This is a genomic window from Desulfobotulus sapovorans DSM 2055 (assembly GCF_059569355.1).
Map to the genome: position 1 here is coordinate 1 of NZ_JCANVJ010000040.1, position 18355 is coordinate 18355.

The following is an 18355-nucleotide window of genomic DNA, read 5'->3' on the forward strand; positions in this document are numbered from 1 at the left end:
TATGTGGCTTCCGTGGCCATGGGCGCCAACAAGCAGCAGGTGCTGAAAGCCTTTGTGGAAGCGGAAAACTACCCCGGCCCTTCCATCATCATCTGCTACGCCCCCTGCATCAACCAGGGCATTAAAAAGGGCATGGGCAAAACCCAGGAAGAGCAGAAGCTGGCCGTTCAGTCCGGCTACTGGCCCCTTTACCGCTTCAATCCCCTGCTGGAGGAAGAGGGCAAAAATCCCTTTGTTCTGGAATCCAAGGCTCCGGACGGAAGCCTTCAGGAATTCCTCTCCGGTGAAAACCGTTTTGCCATGCTGGAAAAGAGCTTCCCCGAAGAATCCAGAAAGCTCCGGGCAGCCATTGAAGACCAGTATACCAAACGCTATGCGGCTCTGAAGTTCATGGCCGACGCCAAGGGCAGCGCAGAATAAAAAAATCCGGGAGGCCCTAAGGCTTCCCGGATACAGGATAAAAATGAAAAGGGGATGCGGCCTGATGCCGTGTCCCCTTTTTTGCCTGTTTCTGTCTCCTGATATAACGCCAAACCACTAAAATCAGTGCCATTGGAGCCTGATATCTTTTTTACTACTCAATTAACACCAAGCTCTGATAATTTTATATTCATCTCTTCTTTTGTAATTAAGCTCATATCAAATTGTTTTTTTATTTTACGTATCTGATCAAAATGTTCAAGCTTTGTCTTGGCTTTTGATAATTTCTCATTATATTCAGACTCAGTCATGATATCCATTTTTCGTGCTTTATCCAGCTTTTCTTTTATCTCGTCAAATTCTCTTTGGAAAATAGCCTTTTCCTGCATAACCAACTGGTCTTTTAAGCTCTTTTCAATTTCGATAGCTTCATTTTCAAGCTTTTGTTTTTTATCTAATTTAGGTTCAATATATTTTAATGTATCACTTACTCCTATTTCAAAATATTCTCCAGACTTGGCAATGTGTTCAACATATTTTTTACCTATGTCTTTATAGGCAACTTCGAGTTCTCCTTGAATAGAATCAATCTCTGCTTTAATCGCAATTAATTTTGCATTTTCTTTTGATGATGTAAGAACGTCACCGGTCACTTTTGAACCGATATTACCGATAGAACTCCCTACATTACTTGCCTGTGTTTTTACTTTATCAAAAAATCCCATGTAAAACCCTCCGTTTAAAGTAATATTAATGATGAAAAAGAATCTTTCCCTTCTTTTTCCCATCATAAACGATTCAACTTTCATAAGACAGACTGACGCTTGTGGCAAGTTTTTTTACCAGCCCGTTTCCCAAACGCTATTTAATCAATCCATATCAGATATTTACATCAAATATCAAATTGAAGTATAATATAAACAAAAAAGGGGTCAGACACTTTTTTTAGAAGAGAGCGCGATGGCTTTTGGCAAAACGATAAAATCGTATACTTTTTCCTGAGACATTCCCGAATTTATGAGCCATAAGCTTCCCCCACAAGATCAGGCATGCTAGGATAGCGTCTTTTCACATACCGCGGTCACAGCGCGAAGCAAGGAGAAATGCTTATGATTCTGAAAGACCTCACCGTTGCAAAAAAAATCGCCCTTGTGGGGCTTCTGCCCCTCTGCTTTCTGCTTTTCAATGTGGGAATGGATATCCGAAGCCGCATGCAGGAAATGCATACCATGGAAATCATGCGGGAAAATATCCGGATGCAGACGGTGGCATCGGAACTCATCGGCCACCTGCAACGGGAACGGGGCCGCACTGCGCTCTTCCTGAACGGAGGCAGCCGTTTTGAGGATGTCCAGAAACTGCGGAGCCAGACCGATGCCGCCCTTCCCCACTGGGAACAGGCCCGCATTCAGGCCAGAATCGGAAAGTCCCCGCTTCTGGAACAGACAGCGGGCATGGAAGGCCGCCTCCAGCAGATCCGCAGGCGCTACGAAAACAAAAATCCCTCCCTCCAGAGCCAGCAGGTCAGGGACTACACGGAACTGATCCAGAACCTCATGGCCATACAGTCCGAAGCCGCCAACGCCAAAACCACAAAGGGCTTCGGCAAAGTCATGACCAGCATCCTCATCCTTGAAACATCCCGTGAAAGTGCCGGCCTGCTGCGGGCCAATGTGAGCAGCCTCATCGCCCGGAACACCCCCCTTTCCGAAGAAGAATTCTCCCGCATCATCCGCCTTAAAGCCTCCACGGATGCAGGCCTGGAGTCTCCCGCTCTGGCCCTTTCCACCGAGACCTTTTCCATGCTGAAAAAAATGCAGACCAGCCCGGCATGGGTGGAAACAGACCGCATCTTCACGCTGGTGCTTCGCCATGCCCGTACAGGCGGCTTTGGCATCAGTGCCGAAGCGTTCTGGCAACCCGTCTCCCGCAAGGTGGATGACATCGCCATGCTGATGACAGAAAGCCTTAGGGACATGAACCGCCGTCTGGATCACACCATCGGAGAAATGAAGCAGCAAACCTTCAGAAGTATTCTTTTTTCCGTCCTGATCCTCCTGATCACCACCTTCTTTGTGCTGTGGGTTGCCATTGGCATCATCCGGAGAATCCGGAACGTGACCGCATCCATGGATGATATCGCCAGAGGAAAAGGTGACCTCACCCGCAGGCTGGGCGTCCGGGGGCAGGATGAACTGACGGCCCTGGCCCGGGCCTTCAACGGTTTTACGGAAAACATGCAGCACATGATCCGCCAGATCGCGGAAAGTACGGGAAGCCTGACCGCTTCCACCACCCAGCTTTCCGCCATCGCCAGTCAGACCGCCCAGGGTGCCGAGGAATCCAGCTCCCGCTCCGAAAGTGTTGCGGCAGCCACAGAGGAAATGAATGTCTCTGCCCGCTCCATGGCAGACAGTATGGAACGGGCCGCCCTCAACCTCAGTTCCGTGGCCTCTGCCATGGAAGAAATGTCCGCCACCATTTCTGAGATTGCCATCAATACGGCACAGGCCAATGCCCGGACGGAAAAGGCTGCCATGCAGGCCGAAGGCTTCTCCCGGATCATGCGGGAGCTGGGGCTTGCAGCCGTGGAAATCGGCAAGGTGACGGAAACCATCAACGGCATTTCAGAACAGACCAACCTCCTTGCCCTGAATGCCACCATCGAAGCCGCAAGAGCCGGAGAGGCGGGTAAGGGGTTTGCCGTTGTGGCCAATGAAATCAAAGAACTTGCCAGACAGACTGCCCATGCCACAAACGACATCCGGGACCGGATTGCTGGGATTCAGTCCGCTTCGGAAAAAGCGGAAACGGACATGGGGGGCATTGTGGATGCCATCCAGAACGTGAACCAGCTTGTGGGAACCATTGCCACGGCCATTGAGCAGCAGTCGTCTGCGGTGCGGGAGGTCTCCATCAATGTTTCCGAGGCCTCCGCCTCCGTAGGGGAAGCCAACGGTCAGAGCCATGAAATGAGCGATGTTTCCGGAGAAATTGCCCGGGAGATTGCCTCCGTCAGTGCCGCTGCCGTTCAGATGAAAAATGCCAGCTCCCAGGTACTGCAAACCGTTTCCGAACAATCCCGCATTGCCGCAGCCATTCACGGGCAGGTCGGGCGCTTCATCGTATAGCGGCAAGTCCGGGGCGGGTTCTGACCCGTCCCGGACTTCTGAACCGGCCGTAACCGTCCCCTTCAAAAAGCACTCTGCTTCCCCCTGAGTCAGCCCTGCCGTCTCAGAGGGCGGCATGAAGCGGGCAGCGAACCCATCCATTCTGTCTATCCAGAAAGAGAATCCGATAGAAAAACACGATTTGCCCTCCCCCTCTCCCCATGCTATCCCCTCGGCCAGACAGATCTGCGGCAAAACCTTCAAAACCCCAAGGAGTTTCAATGCGTTATATCGAGAGAATCTTTTTAGTCATGATCCTTGCCTCCCTTACCCTGCTCTGTCAGGTACAGGCCCAGGAAAGCCCTTCCTTCAAAACCCAGACAGGTACCCTCCAGATTGCAGGCGGTACAGCCCATATCCCCGTCATGAAAGAAGCGGCCCAGCGCATCATGACCCAGGCACCGGGAATCCGCATTGCCATTGCAGGAGGGGGATCCGGTGTCGGCATCCAGAAGGTCGGAGAAGGGCTGGTGGATATCGGCAACTCCGGGCGCAGACCCACAGACCGGGAAATTGAAACCTATGGCCTTGCCCTTTACCGCTGGGCCATAGATGGCGTGGCCCTTGTGGTGCATCCGGAAAACCCCGTCAGCGCTCTGGACAGTGCCACCCTTGCTGCGGTGTATAAAGGTGAGATCCAAAACTGGAAGACCCTCGGCGGCCCGGACAGGGCCATCACCCTCTATACCCGCGATGCCGCTTCCGGAACCCGTGAGGTCTTCTGGGAAAAAGCCCTCAGGAAAGGAGAGATCCGGGACAGTGCCCATGTGGTGGCATCCAACGGTGCCATGAAAACCGCCGTTTCTCAGGATCCCGGAGCCATCGGCTATGTTTCCGTGGGACACCTGGATTCCGGCGTCAAGGCACTGTCCTTTAATGGGGTCATGCCCGGCATTGATACCGTCACCTCCGGCGCCTATACCGTATCCCGTGGGCTGTACAGCAGCACCAAAGGAGAAGCCAAAGGCCTTGCCGCAGATTTTCTTCATTATCTGTACAGCGCAGAAGGCCGGGCCATTATCGCGGCAAAGGGCTTCATTCCCGCAGAGCGGGACTAAAATAACCCCCTGAGACTGCCCTCAGCCTTGAACCCTGTGCCGGATCCGGCACAGGGATGGACTTTTCATGCCCTCTTTTTTTGACCTTGCCCGAACCCGGAAACTTCCAGCCGGAGAAAAATTCTTTACCGTTCTCTGCGGCCTGTCCGCCCTTTTCACCCTCTGTCTTGTGCTGTTTCTCTTTGGCTTCCTCGCTTTTTTTGCCCTTCCCCTGCTCAGAAGCGGAGGATATTTTCTGCTTCTGGTCACGCCCTGGCAGCCCCTTGCGGGAAAATTCGGCATTGCGCCCATGATCGCTGGTACGGCTGCCATCAGCAGCCTTGCCGTACTTCTGGCCTTCCCCCTCTCCCTCGGAGCCGCCGCCTTCTGTGAGGCAGGCCTTGCCCCCAGAAACCTGATCCGCTGGATACGGCCGGTATTTCAGCTCATGACCGGTATCCCTACGGTGGTATACGGCTTTCTTGCCGTTTTTCTCCTCGTCCCCTTTCTGCGTCAGGGGCTGGGAGGTTCCGGATTTTCCGTACTGACGGCAGCTCTGGTTCTGGCCCTTCTCATCAGCCCCACCATGATCCTTTTTTTCTCCGACGCCTTTCGCGCCGTTCCGGAAAAATATGTCAGGGCCATGGCTGCCCTCGGTGCCAGACCCGAAGAAAGGCTGGTCTTTCTCCTCCTGCCCCAGGCCAGAAGCGGGCTGGTGGCAGGCCTTCTCCTGGCCTGCGGCAGGGCCGTGGGCGATACCCTCATCGCCCTCATGCTGGCGGGAAACAGCCTTGCCTTTCCGTCCTCTGTCACCGAACCTGCCCGTACCCTCACAGCCCACATTGCCCTTGTCATGGCTTCAGACACCCAGAGTCCCGAGTTCCAGTCCATTTTCGCCTGCGGACTGACCCTCTACCTCATCACCACCGGCCTTATCTTCCTTTGCAGACGGCTCCTGCAACAACAGAGTCTACAGCCATGAACCCTTTTATCCGCATCTCCATCAAAACGGTGTCCTTCCTTGCCGCCTTCAGCCTGACAGGGCTTGTCCTTTTTCTCCTGATCGCCCTTTTGATCCGTGCCCTGCCCGTTCTGAATCTTGAGCTGATTTTCGGTGATACACCGCCCATGGAGGCCCTCATGGGAACAAGACCGGTATTTGACGGACTTTTTCCCGCCATCTGCGGCACCCTCATGCTCATCCTCTCTTCCGTGCTGCTCGCCCTTCCACCGGGAATGGCGGCAGGCATCCATCTGGCCCTTTTTGCGGGCCCGAAAACACGACAGGGAATCGGCATCTGCGTGGATATTCTGGCGGGTATGCCCTCCATCCTCATCGGTCTTCTGGGTTTTTCCGCCATTCTGCTCTTCTACCGGCTCTTCCCCACCCTCAGACCGGGGCTGCTGCCCGCCGCCGCATCCCTGGCCTGCCTCATCCTTCCCTATCTCATCCGGGGAACCCAGCAGGCCATCCGTTCCCTGCCCCCCGACCTTGCACGCAGCACCCTGGCCCTCGGAGCCACCCCGGTACAGGCCCTCCGTCATGTTCTCCTGCCTGCGGCCCGCCCCGGACTGACGGGCTGTATCCTGCTTGCCATCGGCCGTGCTGCGGAAGATACCGCTGTCATCCTGCTCACCGGTGCCGTGGCGGCCTACGGACTGCCTTCCGGCCTGTTTCATCCCTTCGAGGCTCTGCCCTTTTTCATCTATACCACGGCAGCGGAATACACCTCCCCCAGGGAACTGGCCATGGGCTTTGCGGCTTCCCTGATCCTTGTGGGACTCTGCGGCGGCCTCTTTGGCCTTGCCGCCCTGATTCGCAAAACCGTTCTCCTGCAATCCAGCACCGGAAAGTCCCCATGAATACCACCGGAACCAAAATTCGCATCCAGGATCTCTCCGTTACCTACAACAAAACAAGGGTGCTCTCCCACATTCACCTCGACATCCCGGAAAAGGCCATCACCGCCATTACCGGGCCATCGGGTGCAGGGAAATCCACCCTTCTTCTCGCCCTGAACCGCCTTCTGGAAATGGAAGAGCAGGCCAGGATCTCAGGAAAAATAGACCTGTACACCCAGGGACACTGGCAGGATATCTACCACAGGAACACGGATATCTTTGCCCTGAGGCAGAAGGTCGCCATGGTTTTCCAGAACCCCAATCCCCTGCCCATGGGAATTTTCGCCAACGTGGCCCTGCCCCTCAGGCTCCGGGGAATCCGCAACAAAAAAAAAGTGGAAGAGGCGGTTGTCCAGGCCCTCATGCAGGCCCGGCTCTGGGAAGAGGTGCAGCACAGGCTGCGCGAAGACGCCCGTACCCTTTCCGGGGGGCAGCAGCAACGGCTGTGTATCGCCCGCAGCCTCGTTGTGCAGCCGGAGGTTCTGCTCCTTGACGAACCCACCTCCTCCCTGGATACCGTGGCGGAAACCGCCATTGAAGCCCTGCTGCTGGAACTGAAAAAAACCTGCACCCTGGTGCTGGTATCCCATTCCAGGAGGCAGGTTCAGCATCTGGCAGATTTGACCTGTACCCTGCCAGGACTTTAACGAAGCGGTCTTTCCCGAATCCTTATTTCTTGTTGAGCATCTCTTTAAGTTTCCGGATAAGACCGGAACCGATCATCTCATCGGCCACGGAAAGGATGTGCCGGATCACCTCAACGGCATCCCGCTCTCCCGCCCAGTGCCGTACGATCACCTCATCCGGTGTGTTCTGAATCACACTGTTCAGCACATAGGTTGCCAGCACCACATCATCGGCATATCCGAGGGGGCCTAAAAGCGCTTCCGGCATCAGATCAATGGGAGAAATAAAGTAGGCAATGGCAAAGGCGATCTTGGCCTTTTCCTTGGGAGACACATCGGGATCCACCACAAGTTTGCACAAAAGATGGAAAAGGTCCGGCGCAAACAGAATATATTCCGCCCATGGGCTGGCTTTTCCCTCCCCGGACTCCACCCATTTTTTGATTTTCACACGGAGCTTCTGGTAAAAATCCGCATTCTTTCTGTCCTCTAAGGCATCCATCCCTCTTCTCCTTTATTTTGCGGGTTTCAAAACAACAAAGCTTCCTTTTCATATCCGCTGATCCCGTTTTTTCACCTTTTTTACCGCAGGGGTTCCTGACCCGATCCTCTACGGACTAAGAGTATGGGAAACATAAAAAAGCGCTCGCTGAAGCCGCAGGGCAACCCGATATGCTCACCGTTTTTCCGGAAAACCCGTTTTACGCCGGAGCGCTTTCAGAAAAAAAATCCACAGGGTCCGCACGGCATAGACCAGAATTTCAGGGAGCAGGGCTGCCACCACACCGGAAAAAAGTCCCACGGAAATGGCCCCCATATCCAGCCGGATGATATGGGTATAGGTTTCAGCCACCTCCCTGCGGACATCCTGAACCGGTCGCAGCAGCACATGAAAAACTGCACTGAACCGGCTTTTTCTGAAATCGGCAAGGGCCTTTTCAAGAAGCATTTTACGTTCACGGATGGCGGCAATGTTACGCCCCCCGTCCCGGAACACCGGATCCCCGGCTTTTCCATAATGCCCAATGAGACGGCCAAGATCTCCTTCGAAATACCGATCCGCATCCTGCTGGAAAACCGCAAGGCTGCGTACGGATTCCCGAAAATGGGACTCCAGGCTTTTCCCATAGGCATCCAGAAAACCGGGGATCTGAATTCCGAAAAGTACCCCTCCCACAAAGAGGATAAGGCGGGCATAGGCATGGAGTTTCATCATCATTCCGCCACTACTCCGAATAATTTTCTGCAATTTTATCAAAGGAGGCGTTCCGGATATTTCTGATTTCATCCCATATTTTCTGGGCTAAATCGGGATGGGCCTTCACAAAGCTATCCGACAGCATCAGATAATAATGTTTTGAGAGAAAGGGAGGGCTTATCTTTACAATATCAGCATATTTAGGATTATTACGAATGATGTTATCCGCCGTCACATCCTGAAGTGCTAGCGCAGCAACCCTTCCTGCAGCAAGCTTATCCAGATTGTTAACCGTACTGGGTGCTTCCTCCACCGGCACATTGAGTTTCTTGAGATCGTTCACAACGGAATACCCAAGGGGTGCTCCGATGTTTCCATCCAAACCTGAAAAAATCTTTCCGTCCCAGCCGAGCTTTGAATCCTTCAGGGTATAAATGGAATAGGTAATGGTTGTAATCCGGCGATCCGTGTCCGCCGCCCCACCATGGCTGTGGTCTTTTGTGGGATACCATCCAATGGCAAGCCTCTCCTTGCTATAACTGGCATTAAAAATGCCATCCACAAGGTTCTCTCCAAGACTGAAGGTGCACCTTCTCCAGGGATACCGCACAAACTGAATGGAAAGACCGGGAATTCTCTCTTCCAGCATCTTCACCATTTCCACGGAAACTCCCGGACGGGGTGAGATGACAGCATCACTGTTCCCCATGTAATAGGGGGGCTGCTCTTTGTTTTCATAGGCGATGGTCATTTCAACGGCATTTGCATGAAAAACAAAAGAACAAAAAAAGAGAACTGAAAAAACCACTATTTTTTTCATAAAACCTCCTCTAAATAAACACGTATCTGTCAAATTGTCAGGATGCAGCCTGCACACCCAAGAATATGAGCAGGTTAGCGGATGCCATGAAAAAAACACAGTTCTTTCTTCAAAAACTACTCCTTTTACTCCCCGGCATCCCCCAGAAAGGTGCAGGCCTTTGGAACCTGACTGATCTGCACCTCACCTGCGGCTTCTTCCATGAAAAGCCCCGCCTGTCTGAGGGCCTCCAGAACCTCTTCCACCTGCTCTTCACCGATGGTCATCACGCTGACCTCCCTTGCCGGACTGACCCCTGCCTGGGGCGTTTCCAGATCAATGTGCCTGAGAAGGCTCAAGGTGGCTCCCCCGGCACCGGCTTCCATGGCCTTGCGGGTAAAATCCTCCCCGAAGCCCTCGTTGCAGATCATGGAAAAATTCACAAGGCCTGTGAGAAATCTCCGCAAAACAGGTTTTGCCGATGGGTTCAAAGATTTTCTGCGCCATTCCGTGTTCCCCCGGATCTCATCCAGGGCGGCCACGATCTGCTCGATGCTGGCCGCCTGACTGGCAGGGCCTGCGGCAAACCGGGTATTGAGAATCCCCATGGACACGGGAGAAAAACTGATAAAGCCCTTTCCCGGCTGATCCAGAGCCCCTGCCTGAATCATTCTGTCCATCACCGTCTCGCCATGGGCTTCATCCACCACCAGGGTCGTGATTTCCTTTTCCGCAGGAATCAGCACACGCCACAGTCCCAGACGGTTGCGCAATCCCGTGCCTGTGCCAAAGGTGATGGCAGGAACCCCCGTTCCCGTACGCAGGCCGATTTCAGCCACCCGGTTTCCCTCCCCCTGCTGGGTGATGCAGCGGATGGCCATCAGATCCGAAGCCATGAGCTGGGGAGAAGATTCGGGAAGGGACAGCGGCAAGGGAGGCCGGGAGAGAAAGGAGGCGGGAATCCGGATATCCTCGGCATAGAGGTTCCCCCGGCCCGGAATGTCCATGCGCAGACGAACCGCAAAAAAATCCATGAGCTCTCTGGTCTGCACAGAGGGCACCACAAAGGAAAAAATCTGGATGGGATCTTCCAGAAGGGCATTTTTTCCCAAAAAAAGCTTCCGGAACCCACCCACGGGTCTCAGCATCACACTGCGGCCCATCTCACAGTTCAGATGAGGAATGCCGATGTCCTGGGCTGCGGCCAGCACCTCCTTTGCAAAAACCCGGTCCATGCTGGCGGTGATCCGGGTACAGGAATACGTATCTTCCATGGGAAACCTTTCTCAGGCCGCTGGGCTCTGGAGCATGGCCTGTTTACGCATCCGGATCAGGAGACCGACGGCAAGCACACAGACAATGGGATACACGGAGGCACAGGCCAGAATACCAAAGCCCTCCACAGCCCCCACCTGGGAGCTGATGCCAAGCCCCATGGACAGAACAAGGGGGACGGTAATGGGGCCTGTGGTCACACCGGCACTGTCCCAGCCGATGTTGACAAACTCTTCTGTGGAAAACCAGGTCAGCACCAGCAGCACAAGATAAGGCGGAACAATAAGATAAAGAAGGGGCACCCCCCAGATGATCTTCACCACGCCCACGCTGATCCCAAGCCCCACACCAACGGCCACGGTCTGCATCAGAAGGGATTTTCTGAAGGCTCCGACGGTAAGGGTTTCTACCGTCAGGCCGAGGGCGTTGAGGGCGGGTTCCGCAAGGGTGGCTCCGTAGCCCATGACAAAGGCAAAGAGCAGCACCACAATGAACCCCGCAGGATGCCCGTCATGCCCGAACATGGGTCCCTTTGCGGGCACAAAGGTGTAGCGGCTGGTTTCCGCATCCAGCCTCTCCTTTTCAAAGGGAACCTGCACATATCCCCCGTTAAGGTTGGCATAAAAAAAACGGGTCTTTTCTCCCTCCGGCCCCAGGGCCGTATGAATAAGCGCCTCATCAAAATGGGGAAGAATGCGGGTCTGTTCCACCAGCTCAATGCGCTTAAAGGATGCGGGCAGGGCACCTCCCACCTGATTGCCCAGCCGGGAAAGCCCCATCTCGATACCCACATTGAAGAGAAACATACCGATGGTGGCAAAAAACAGGCCCAGAGCAATTTCATCCGCACGGGGAAGCTTTTCCCGAAGCCACCCCAGCAGCACCAGAATCAGAAAAAGGGAAAGAGGCACAATGGCCTGCACACTCTCGATTCCGTTACGCAGCAGAAAAGCCCCCGTATCCGGACGCACCGTCATTCCGGAATATTCGGCCACAGCCCTGCGGATAGCCCCGCTGCTCCCGAAAATCGCCATGCGCTGCTCCGGACTGCCGTGGGAAACCGCCCATTTTTCCAGTTCGGATTTCTCAGGACTTCCGAAGATCCGCCTTCTCAGCTCCCCATCCTCCTGAAGGGTCTTCAGAAAAACCTGCATTTCTTCCTTCCCACCCAAAAGGATCAGCTGGGAGGCTTCGCTGGCATTTTTCAGGGCATAGGCCCGAAGGGCTGTCTCATCCTCAAAAAGGAAAAGCACCTTTTCCCGGTTTTCGGGGCTGAAAAAGGCATCCTGGGACATGGGAGGCGGTACGGCGGGCAAAAAGAAAAGGCCAAGGAAAAGCACCGTATAGATGGGAATCAGAGAAGCCAGGGTCACCACACCGAAGCCCCCGTTATCGCCGCCTCCCCTGTTCACCACCCGGCAGATGCCCATGCCCAGAGCCAGCACCAGAGGAACGGTCACAGGCCCTGTTGTGGCTCCCCCCGCATCCCAGGCCAGGCTTAACAGGGGATGCATGTTGGCGTCATAAAAAGACCAGAGGGAAAAACAAAGCAGGAAACCGACGCTGACATACAAAAAAGGCTTCAGTGACCACTGGTACATGAAACGCAGCATCCCCAGCACCACGGCAAGCCCGACGCCGATCCCCACCGCATGGCGCAGGGCTTCGGCATGTTTGTTCAGAAGAAGAAAAAGGAGGGGGGCATCCCAGGCATGGATGAAGGCCCCCGCAAGCTGCAATACGCCGATGGCGGGTTCGGCAAAAGTAACTCCCAGCCCCAGCACAAAGGCAAAGAGCAGAATCACCCCAAGCCCCGATCTCTGGGGCAGGCGGATACCAATGGCATCCCCCAGCGGCATGAGGCCCAGAAACAGCCCTTCCATAAAAAACGCCAGCCCTGTCACAATGATGGCAATACCCAAAGCCACGGTGGCGCTTTCCGCCACGGGGATTCCCAGCACCAGGGTCTGAAAGGCCACAAGATACAGGACAATGAGGGCAATGGCCTGCACCTGCTCCATAATTTTTTTTCTCACATAGGGAAGCAGGAGGCCCATCTTCTCCTGAAAACGCAGCTTTACCCGTGCATCCCCTTTTTGCTCTCTTGCCATTTTCCGTCCTCTGTCCGACCCGCTCTCAAAAGTCCCTCTCTTAAACAGCAAAACCCCCGCCCTTTAAAAAAGAACGGGGGCGTCAACCTGCATACGTCCGAAAGCCCTATCCCATACTGACGGTCATGACCTCTCCGCATTCGGAGAAGCTCACGGCCCTGGTGCTTACCCGACCGCGCCCTCCCTTCATGGAGATTCCGGAACCCCTGCTTTTGCAGAACCGGTCAGGTGACTGCGCCGGATCTCGTACATGGCCAGTGCGGCGGCCACCGAAGCATTGAGGGAACCCACAGGCCCTCCCTGGGGGATGGACACCATGACATCACAATGCTTCTGTACCAGGGGGCGGACTCCCCGGTCCTCTCCTCCGACAACCAGCACGAGAGGCCCGTCCAGCCGGGCTGTGGTAAGGGAAACACCTGAGGCATCCAGCCCCGCCACCCAGAACCCCTCCTTTTTCATTTCTTCCAGAAAGCGTGCGATATTCACCACTTCGCAAAGGGGCAGATGTTCGAGAGCCCCGGCCGAGGCCTTGACCGCCGCTGGCGTCGGGCCTGCGGAACGGTCTTTGGGAATCACAAGGCCGCTGGCCCCAAGGCAGAGGGCTGTTCGGGCAATGGCCCCCAGATTTCTGGGATCTTCAATGCCGTCCGCCACCACCACAAGGGGAGGGTTCCCCGTGAGCAGGGCTTCCAGCTCCCGGAACACAAAAAAGGAGGCCCGCAGCAGTACCCCCTGATGCACGGCCCCCGCGGTCATGGAATGCATCTGCTCCAGGGTACAGACCTCGGGAGAAAGCCCGCGCATCTGTGCCAGTTCCAGAATTTCCGTAAAACGGGCGTTTTCCGGATCCGTGAGATACAGGGTATAAAAGGTACGGACATTGGCCCTTAAGGCCTCGGTCACAGGGTGGATACCAAAAAGATCCTCATGTTTGCTGCTTTTTACGGGAGCTCCCTGGGAGCGCCTTGCCTTTTTCATGGGCTTCCGTTTCTAAAGTTCATTTCTAAAGATAGTCCGTTGTTTCGGGATCTTCGCCCTTTCTACAGGCGTCCACCAGAGAAATCAGGGCATCCTTCGCCCGCTCAAAATCATCATTCACAATGCGGTATCGGTACGCATCCTTGCGGGCGATCTCCCGAATGGCATCGGCCATGCGCCGTTCAATCACCTCGGGAGCATCCGTGCCCCGCTTCATGAGCCGCTCCCTCAGGATCGCCATGGAGGGGGGCAGGATAAAAATGGTGACCGCCTCGGGAAAGCGTTCCACAATCTGACGCATCCCCTGCACGTCGATTTCAAGGAGCAGATCCCGGCCTGCCTTCAGGGTCTCCTCCAGAACAAAGGCCGAGGTTGCATAAAAATTACCATGCACTTCGGCCCACTCCGCCCATCGTGCCAGATCAATACCTTCCCTGAATTCCTCCACGGAAAGAAAGTGATAATCCTTCCCGTTTTCCTCTCCCTTGCGAGGCTGCCGCGTGGTGTAGGAAATGGAGTAACACAGTTCGGAAAAGGTTGTTCTCAGCGCATCACACAGGCTGGTTTTTCCGGTGCCCGAAGGGGCGGAAACCACAAAAAGCCGTCCCCTTCTTTCTGCGGAACTGTTTTCAGGATGCGTCATCATCATGCTCTTTCAGCGCGCCATAACGCTGGGAAATGGTTTCGGATTGAATGGCGGAAAGCACCACATGGTTGGAATCCGTCACAATGATGGAACGGGTTCTCCTGCCATGGGTGGCATCCACCAGTCTCTTATCTTCCTTGGCCTCGTCCTTTAAACGCTTCATGGGTGCGGAATTGGGCGACACGATGGCCACCACCCGATCCGCCACCACACTGCTGCCAAAACCGATACTTAAAAGATTCTGATCCGACTTCTGTCTGCTGCCCTTTCCTGAACCTGCCATGACAAGCCTCTCTTAAGGAAATCCATGGAAGACAGGCGGTTTTCCACCTGCCCGGCCCTTTTCATGCTTAAGACCCCCCTGCGTATAAAGGCATCCGTGTCTGTGGCATCGGCATGTCTTTGCCGGGATCCGGTAACACTCCACCCTGCTGCGGCCAGAATACGGGGCTCTTCGATGGCCTATTCGATATTCTGTACCTGCTCCCGCAGTTTTTCCAGCTCCGCCTTCATGGCCACCACACGGTGGGCGATGCTGCTGTCTCCGGCCTTGGAGCCCATGGTGTTGAACTCCCGGTTGAATTCCTGAAGAAGAAAATTCAGCTTGCGGCCTCCGGGTTCGGGCCCGTCCATAATCTCCCGGAAATGGGCGATGTGGCTTCTCGCCCGTACCACTTCTTCGGAAATATCACTGCGATCCGCAAGGATGGCCGCCTCCTGAAGAAGCCTTCCCGGATCCGGCTCAAGGCCCGCATCCTGCATGAGCTGGCTGACCCGCTCCATAATGCGGTTGCGGTACAGGGAGATGAGATCCCCGGAAGCCTGTTCAATGGCCGCCACCTCATTTTCGATCCAGCACAGGCGCTGACGGAAATCTTCCGCCAGATACCGGCCTTCGGTGGTGCGCATGGCATCAATGGCGTCCAGGGCCTCTTCCATGGCCCCTGTCACCACGGGAAAAAAACGCTCCAGATCCAGAGTCCGCTCCGCCGTTTTCAGGATACCGGAACCCGCCTGCATCAAAAGCGCAAGGGTCACCTCTCCTTCCAGGCTGAGGGTTGTTTTCAGATTTTCCAGGGCGGTCTTGCAGGAAAGCGCCCGGGACATATCCACCTCGACGGCGTTCTGCGCCTCCGCCGTGTCACTGATCTGAAGCCGTACTTCCACGCGCCCCCGGCTCAGCCTTGCGGTGAGAAGGGATTTAATCCGCTCTTCCAGACCGCTCAGTCCCGAAGGCACCCGGATCATGGGATCCAGGTTCCGGCTGTTGTAAGTCCGGATTTCCACATCCGCCGTCAGCTCTCCTTCGGAAAAAGAGGCTCTGGCATAGGCTGTCATGCTCCGGATCATTCAGGCCCCGCTTTCGGAAAGGGGGCGGGCCGCATCGGGCAGCATCACGGGAATGCCCTCCCGGATTTCATAGATCACAGCACAGGCCCGGCAGATCAGTCCGTCCTGGGCCTCATTTTCCTCCACCCCCCCACGACAGCGGGGACAGGCCAGGACTTCCAGCAGTTCAGGGTTCAGTCCCATTGTTTTTCACACCTTTCCAAAAACACTTCCGTCCGAAAACGGGAAAAAACATCCTGTATGTACACCCTGTGGCATCAGTACAGTCCGCCGTTCACGCCAATCACCTGACCGGTCACATAGGAGGCTTCGGGAGAGGCGAGAAAGCCCACGAGGGCCGCCACTTCCTCTGCCCTGCCGGGACGGCCTGCGGGGATCTCCCTGGAAAGCGCTTCCAGATTGAGATCCTCTGTCATGTCCGTCACAATGAAACCCGGAGCCACCACGTTCACCGTGATGTTGCGGGTGGCCACCTCACGGGCCAAAGCCCGGCTCGCCCCCATGAGTCCCGCCTTGGAAGCCGAATAATTCACCTGACCCGCCACACCGGCCTGTCCGGATGTGGAACCGATGGAAATGATACGGCCATACCGCTGACGCAGCATCTGTCGCACCACAGGCCGGGTGAGATAAAAAAAGCTGTCGAGGTTGGTGCGCATCACCTCTTCCCAGGCCTCGTTTTTCATGCGCACCATAAGCCCGTCTTTTCGCATCCCCGCATTGTTCACCAGCACATCAAGACGGCCCTTCTCCTTGATGAGGCTCTCCAGACAGGTCTCACAGGCGGCGGCATCCGTCACATCCAGCGCTACAAGATCCCCGCTTCCGCCCGCTTCCCGGATGGCAGTCAGAGCTTCCTCCGCTCCGGCCCGGCTCGACCGGTAGGCAAGAACAACAAAGAATCCCCTTCTGCCCAGTTCCTCGGCAACGGCCCGGCCGATACCCTTTCCGGCTCCTGTCACCAGGGCGACTGCTGCATCTTTTTCCATATCAGGTCTCCTCATCCCGCGTTAAAGCGCTCTTTTACCCCAAAGCCCTGAAAGCCGCAAGGTTCTCGCCCATTTTCTCCACCTAAAGTGCATTGACAACGGATACAATGGTTTCATAAATCCGGGCCAGTTCTTCTTCTGTGATGCAGTAGGGCGGCAGAATATAAATCACATTGCCCAGAGGCCGCAGCAGCACGCCTGCATCGAGAAAGGCCCTGCGCAGCACAGGGCCGGAAGTATCAAAGTATCCGCCGCTTCCATCGGAAACCAGTTCCATGGCGGCGATGGTGCCCATCACCCGGAAACGGGTGAGACGGGGATGTTTTCTTACCCCCTCTCCCAGTTCCCTGTGCCAGCCTTCCATCTTGCGGAAAGGTGCCGCTTCCATGAGCTTCAGGGAGGCAAGTCCCGCAGCACAGCCCAGGGGATTGGCCGTGTAGGAATGGCCGTGCCAGAAAGTACGGGAAGGATCGTCTCCCAGAAAAGCATCCTGCACCGCCTTCGTGGTCACCGTCGCCCCCAGGGGCAGAAACCCCCCCGTAATTCCCTTGGAAAGGCAGACCATATCCGGAGAGGTTTTCGCCTTCACACAGGCAAACCATTCCCCTGTCCGGCCAAAGCCCGTCATGACCTCATCATAGATCACAAGAAGCCCTGCGGCCTGCATACGGGCCTGAATCTTCTGAAGAAACTCCGGCCTGCAAAACCGCATCCCCCCTGCACCCTGGATGAGCGGTTCCACAATGAGTCCTGCCAGGGTGTCCGCCCCCTCGTCAAGGGCCTTGTCCAGCGCCCTCAGGGCTGCCGCTTCCTTGACATCCACCCCTTCATCCCCCTCCCAGGTGGAGGGAAAGGGAAGGTAGACAACCTCAAACATCAGGGGCCGGAAGGGATCGGAAAATCCGCTTGTCCGGTCGCCCACACTCATGGCTCCCAGAGTATCGCCATGGTAGGCCCCTTCAAAGGCAAGAAAACGGGTACGCCGGGGTTTTCCCTGATTCCACCAGTACTGCACCGCCATTTTGAGGGCCACCTCCACGGCGGTGGAGCCGTCATCGGAATAGAACATCCGGCAGAGGGTTTCGGGCAGATGGGACAAAACTCCCTGGGCCAGCGCCTCAGCGGGCCCGTGGGTCAGCCCTGCGGGAATCACCTGCTCAAGGGTTAAAGCCTGACGGTAAATGGCCTCGGCGATTTCTTTTCTTCCGTGACCGTGCAGGTTCACCCACCAGCTGGAAATACCGTCAAGAAGTTTCCGGCCATCCTCAAGAACAAGCCAGCTCCCCAGGCCAGAGGCCACACGCAGGGGATTTTTTGCCGCTTCAATGGGCGTAAAGGGCATCCAGAAAGCGGAAGACATCTCTCTTGCTTCATCATTCTTCATTTATACTCCATGAAAACCCTGAGGACTCCCACCGTGCTTACGGTGGGTCTCTCATCTCAGAAAAAAGGCCCAGAAGCGGGGACAAAACCTGGCATTGCAAGGCTGAGTCAGGGGAAAAACCAGATTCCCTATGGAAAGAATGCTTCTCCAACCTTTTCAAAGCACACCCGCTCGAATCCAAGGGCCGTCACCACAAACTTCTGAAGCCGCAGATTTTTGTATTTTTCCTCAAGCCTTGCGCCATAGTCCCTGACCTGCCCGGTGCCCTCTTCCATTTTTGCCCGGACGGAAGGAAGGGCCTTCAGGGCATCGGGACTTAAGGCCAGCGCCTCTTTTCCGGATAAGCCCGCCTCTTTCAGACTCACAAACTTGAATTCAATCAGCACATCATAGACCCTGCCGTAGCGTTTATCCGGCCGGATGATCATGGTGAGATCGGAATATCGCCTTGAAATTTCCCCTTCAGA

General features: G+C 55.4%; 20 protein-coding genes. 6 read left to right on the plus strand and 14 right to left on the minus strand.

The genetic code is table 11. From position 1 onward, the window contains the following. On the plus strand, positions 1-420 hold a 420-nt coding region (locus tag BR04_RS16590; RefSeq protein ID WP_496357143.1), incomplete at its 5' end, for a thiamine pyrophosphate-dependent enzyme. Between the two features lie 158 nt (positions 421-578). On the opposite strand, the gene BR04_RS16595 is transcribed toward BR04_RS16590, so the two are convergent. Further along, positions 579-1145 (minus strand): hypothetical protein, encoded by a 567-nt coding sequence (locus tag BR04_RS16595; RefSeq protein WP_496357144.1) that lies wholly within the window; start codon positions 1143-1145, stop codon positions 579-581. A 384-nt stretch (positions 1146-1529) separates the two neighbouring features. On the opposite strand from BR04_RS16595, the gene BR04_RS16600 reads away from it, so the two are divergent. From BR04_RS16600 to BR04_RS16620, 5 genes are all read left to right on the plus strand, one after another. Next, complete coding sequence (locus BR04_RS16600) at positions 1530-3551, plus strand: methyl-accepting chemotaxis protein (RefSeq protein ID WP_496357145.1); 2022 nt, start codon at positions 1530-1532, stop codon at positions 3549-3551. Positions 3552-3811: 260 nt separating this feature from the next. Beyond that, positions 3812-4648 (plus strand): phosphate ABC transporter substrate-binding protein, encoded by an 837-nt coding sequence (locus BR04_RS16605; RefSeq protein ID WP_496357146.1) that lies wholly within the window; start codon positions 3812-3814, stop codon positions 4646-4648. Positions 4649-4715: 67 nt separating this feature from the next. Beyond that, complete coding sequence (gene pstC / locus BR04_RS16610; protein WP_496357147.1) at positions 4716-5609, plus strand: phosphate ABC transporter permease subunit PstC; 894 nt, start codon at positions 4716-4718, stop codon at positions 5607-5609. After that, positions 5606-6490, plus strand: coding sequence for a PstA family ABC transporter permease (locus tag BR04_RS16615; RefSeq protein ID WP_496357148.1), 885 nt, complete (start codon positions 5606-5608; stop codon positions 6488-6490). The genes pstC and BR04_RS16615 overlap by 4 nt, the downstream gene beginning before the upstream one ends. Next, the gene (locus BR04_RS16620; protein ID WP_496357149.1) at positions 6487-7176 is read left to right on the plus strand and encodes a phosphate ABC transporter ATP-binding protein; all 690 of its coding nucleotides are present in this window, start codon (positions 6487-6489) and stop codon (positions 7174-7176) included. Before BR04_RS16615 ends, BR04_RS16620 begins: the two co-directional genes overlap by 4 nt. 22 nt (positions 7177-7198) lie before the next feature. Here the strand turns inward: BR04_RS16620 and BR04_RS16625 are convergent, their stop codons facing one another. From BR04_RS16625 to BR04_RS16685, 13 genes are all read right to left on the minus strand, one after another. Beyond that, positions 7199-7657 (minus strand): YkvA family protein, encoded by a 459-nt coding sequence (locus BR04_RS16625; RefSeq protein WP_496357150.1) that lies wholly within the window; start codon positions 7655-7657, stop codon positions 7199-7201. A 174-nt stretch (positions 7658-7831) separates the two neighbouring features. Next, positions 7832-8368: a DUF2937 family protein gene (locus BR04_RS16630; protein ID WP_496357151.1), complete on the minus strand. Its 537-nt coding sequence runs from the start codon at positions 8366-8368 to the stop codon at positions 7832-7834. Between the two features lie 13 nt (positions 8369-8381). After that, on the minus strand, positions 8382-9272 hold the full coding sequence (locus tag BR04_RS16635; protein WP_496357152.1) for a substrate-binding periplasmic protein: 891 nt from the start codon (positions 9270-9272) through the stop codon (positions 8382-8384). A 26-nt stretch (positions 9273-9298) separates the two neighbouring features. After that, a complete protein-coding gene (locus BR04_RS16640; RefSeq protein ID WP_496357153.1) occupies positions 9299-10426 on the minus strand; it encodes a hypothetical protein in 1128 nt (375 codons plus the stop codon). 12 nt (positions 10427-10438) lie between these two features. Then, positions 10439-12538, minus strand: coding sequence for a DUF1538 domain-containing protein (locus BR04_RS16645; protein WP_496357154.1), 2100 nt, complete (start codon positions 12536-12538; stop codon positions 10439-10441). A 186-nt stretch (positions 12539-12724) separates the two neighbouring features. Next, positions 12725-13519 carry a 23S rRNA (guanosine(2251)-2'-O)-methyltransferase RlmB gene (gene rlmB / locus BR04_RS16650; protein ID WP_496357155.1) on the minus strand — a complete coding sequence of 265 codons (795 nt, stop codon included), beginning with the start codon at positions 13517-13519 and terminating at the stop codon, positions 12725-12727. A gap of 25 nt (positions 13520-13544) precedes the next feature. After that, positions 13545-14162, minus strand: coding sequence for a guanylate kinase (gene gmk, locus BR04_RS16655; RefSeq protein WP_496357156.1), 618 nt, complete (start codon positions 14160-14162; stop codon positions 13545-13547). Continuing rightward, positions 14149-14448 carry an extracellular matrix/biofilm biosynthesis regulator RemA family protein gene (locus BR04_RS16660; RefSeq protein WP_496357157.1) on the minus strand — a complete coding sequence of 100 codons (300 nt, stop codon included), beginning with the start codon at positions 14446-14448 and terminating at the stop codon, positions 14149-14151. The genes gmk and BR04_RS16660 overlap by 14 nt, the downstream gene beginning before the upstream one ends. A gap of 179 nt (positions 14449-14627) precedes the next feature. Further along, positions 14628-15503, minus strand: coding sequence for a YicC/YloC family endoribonuclease (locus tag BR04_RS16665; RefSeq protein ID WP_496357158.1), 876 nt, complete (start codon positions 15501-15503; stop codon positions 14628-14630). A 12-nt stretch (positions 15504-15515) separates the two neighbouring features. Next, complete coding sequence (locus BR04_RS16670; RefSeq protein ID WP_496357159.1) at positions 15516-15698, minus strand: Trm112 family protein; 183 nt, start codon at positions 15696-15698, stop codon at positions 15516-15518. 74 nt (positions 15699-15772) lie between these two features. After that, positions 15773-16504: a 3-oxoacyl-ACP reductase FabG gene (gene fabG / locus BR04_RS16675; RefSeq protein WP_496357160.1), complete on the minus strand. Its 732-nt coding sequence runs from the start codon at positions 16502-16504 to the stop codon at positions 15773-15775. Between the two features lie 82 nt (positions 16505-16586). Then, positions 16587-17888, minus strand: coding sequence for an adenosylmethionine--8-amino-7-oxononanoate transaminase (gene bioA, locus BR04_RS16680; protein ID WP_496357161.1), 1302 nt, complete (start codon positions 17886-17888; stop codon positions 16587-16589). Positions 17889-18016: 128 nt separating this feature from the next. Beyond that, positions 18017-18355: hypothetical protein (locus BR04_RS16685; protein ID WP_496357162.1), on the minus strand; the 339-nt coding region annotated here is incomplete at its 5' end.

Coding starts and splice junctions, on each gene's coding strand:
- BR04_RS16625 (WP_496357150.1), bottom strand. CDS start 7,657: ATGGATGCCTTAGAGGACAGAAAGAATGCGGATTTTTACCAGAAGCTC.
- BR04_RS16665 (WP_496357158.1), bottom strand. CDS start 15,503: ATGACAGCCTATGCCAGAGCCTCTTTTTCCGAAGGAGAGCTGACGGCG.
- fabG (WP_496357160.1), bottom strand. CDS start 16,504: ATGGAAAAAGATGCAGCAGTCGCCCTGGTGACAGGAGCCGGAAAGGGT.
- BR04_RS16600 (WP_496357145.1), top strand. CDS start 1,530: ATGATTCTGAAAGACCTCACCGTTGCAAAAAAAATCGCCCTTGTGGGG.
- BR04_RS16645 (WP_496357154.1), bottom strand. CDS start 12,538: ATGGCAAGAGAGCAAAAAGGGGATGCACGGGTAAAGCTGCGTTTTCAG.
- BR04_RS16670 (WP_496357159.1), bottom strand. CDS start 15,698: ATGGGACTGAACCCTGAACTGCTGGAAGTCCTGGCCTGTCCCCGCTGT.
- gmk (WP_496357156.1), bottom strand. CDS start 14,162: ATGACGCATCCTGAAAACAGTTCCGCAGAAAGAAGGGGACGGCTTTTT.
- pstC (WP_496357147.1), top strand. CDS start 4,716: ATGCCCTCTTTTTTTGACCTTGCCCGAACCCGGAAACTTCCAGCCGGA.
- rlmB (WP_496357155.1), bottom strand. CDS start 13,519: ATGAAAAAGGCAAGGCGCTCCCAGGGAGCTCCCGTAAAAAGCAGCAAA.
- BR04_RS16615 (WP_496357148.1), top strand. CDS start 5,606: ATGAACCCTTTTATCCGCATCTCCATCAAAACGGTGTCCTTCCTTGCC.
- BR04_RS16640 (WP_496357153.1), bottom strand. CDS start 10,426: ATGGAAGATACGTATTCCTGTACCCGGATCACCGCCAGCATGGACCGG.
- BR04_RS16660 (WP_496357157.1), bottom strand. CDS start 14,448: ATGGCAGGTTCAGGAAAGGGCAGCAGACAGAAGTCGGATCAGAATCTT.
- BR04_RS16595 (WP_496357144.1), bottom strand. CDS start 1,145: ATGGGATTTTTTGATAAAGTAAAAACACAGGCAAGTAATGTAGGGAGT.
- bioA (WP_496357161.1), bottom strand. CDS start 17,888: ATGAAGAATGATGAAGCAAGAGAGATGTCTTCCGCTTTCTGGATGCCC.
- BR04_RS16620 (WP_496357149.1), top strand. CDS start 6,487: ATGAATACCACCGGAACCAAAATTCGCATCCAGGATCTCTCCGTTACC.
- BR04_RS16605 (WP_496357146.1), top strand. CDS start 3,812: ATGCGTTATATCGAGAGAATCTTTTTAGTCATGATCCTTGCCTCCCTT.
- BR04_RS16630 (WP_496357151.1), bottom strand. CDS start 8,368: ATGAAACTCCATGCCTATGCCCGCCTTATCCTCTTTGTGGGAGGGGTA.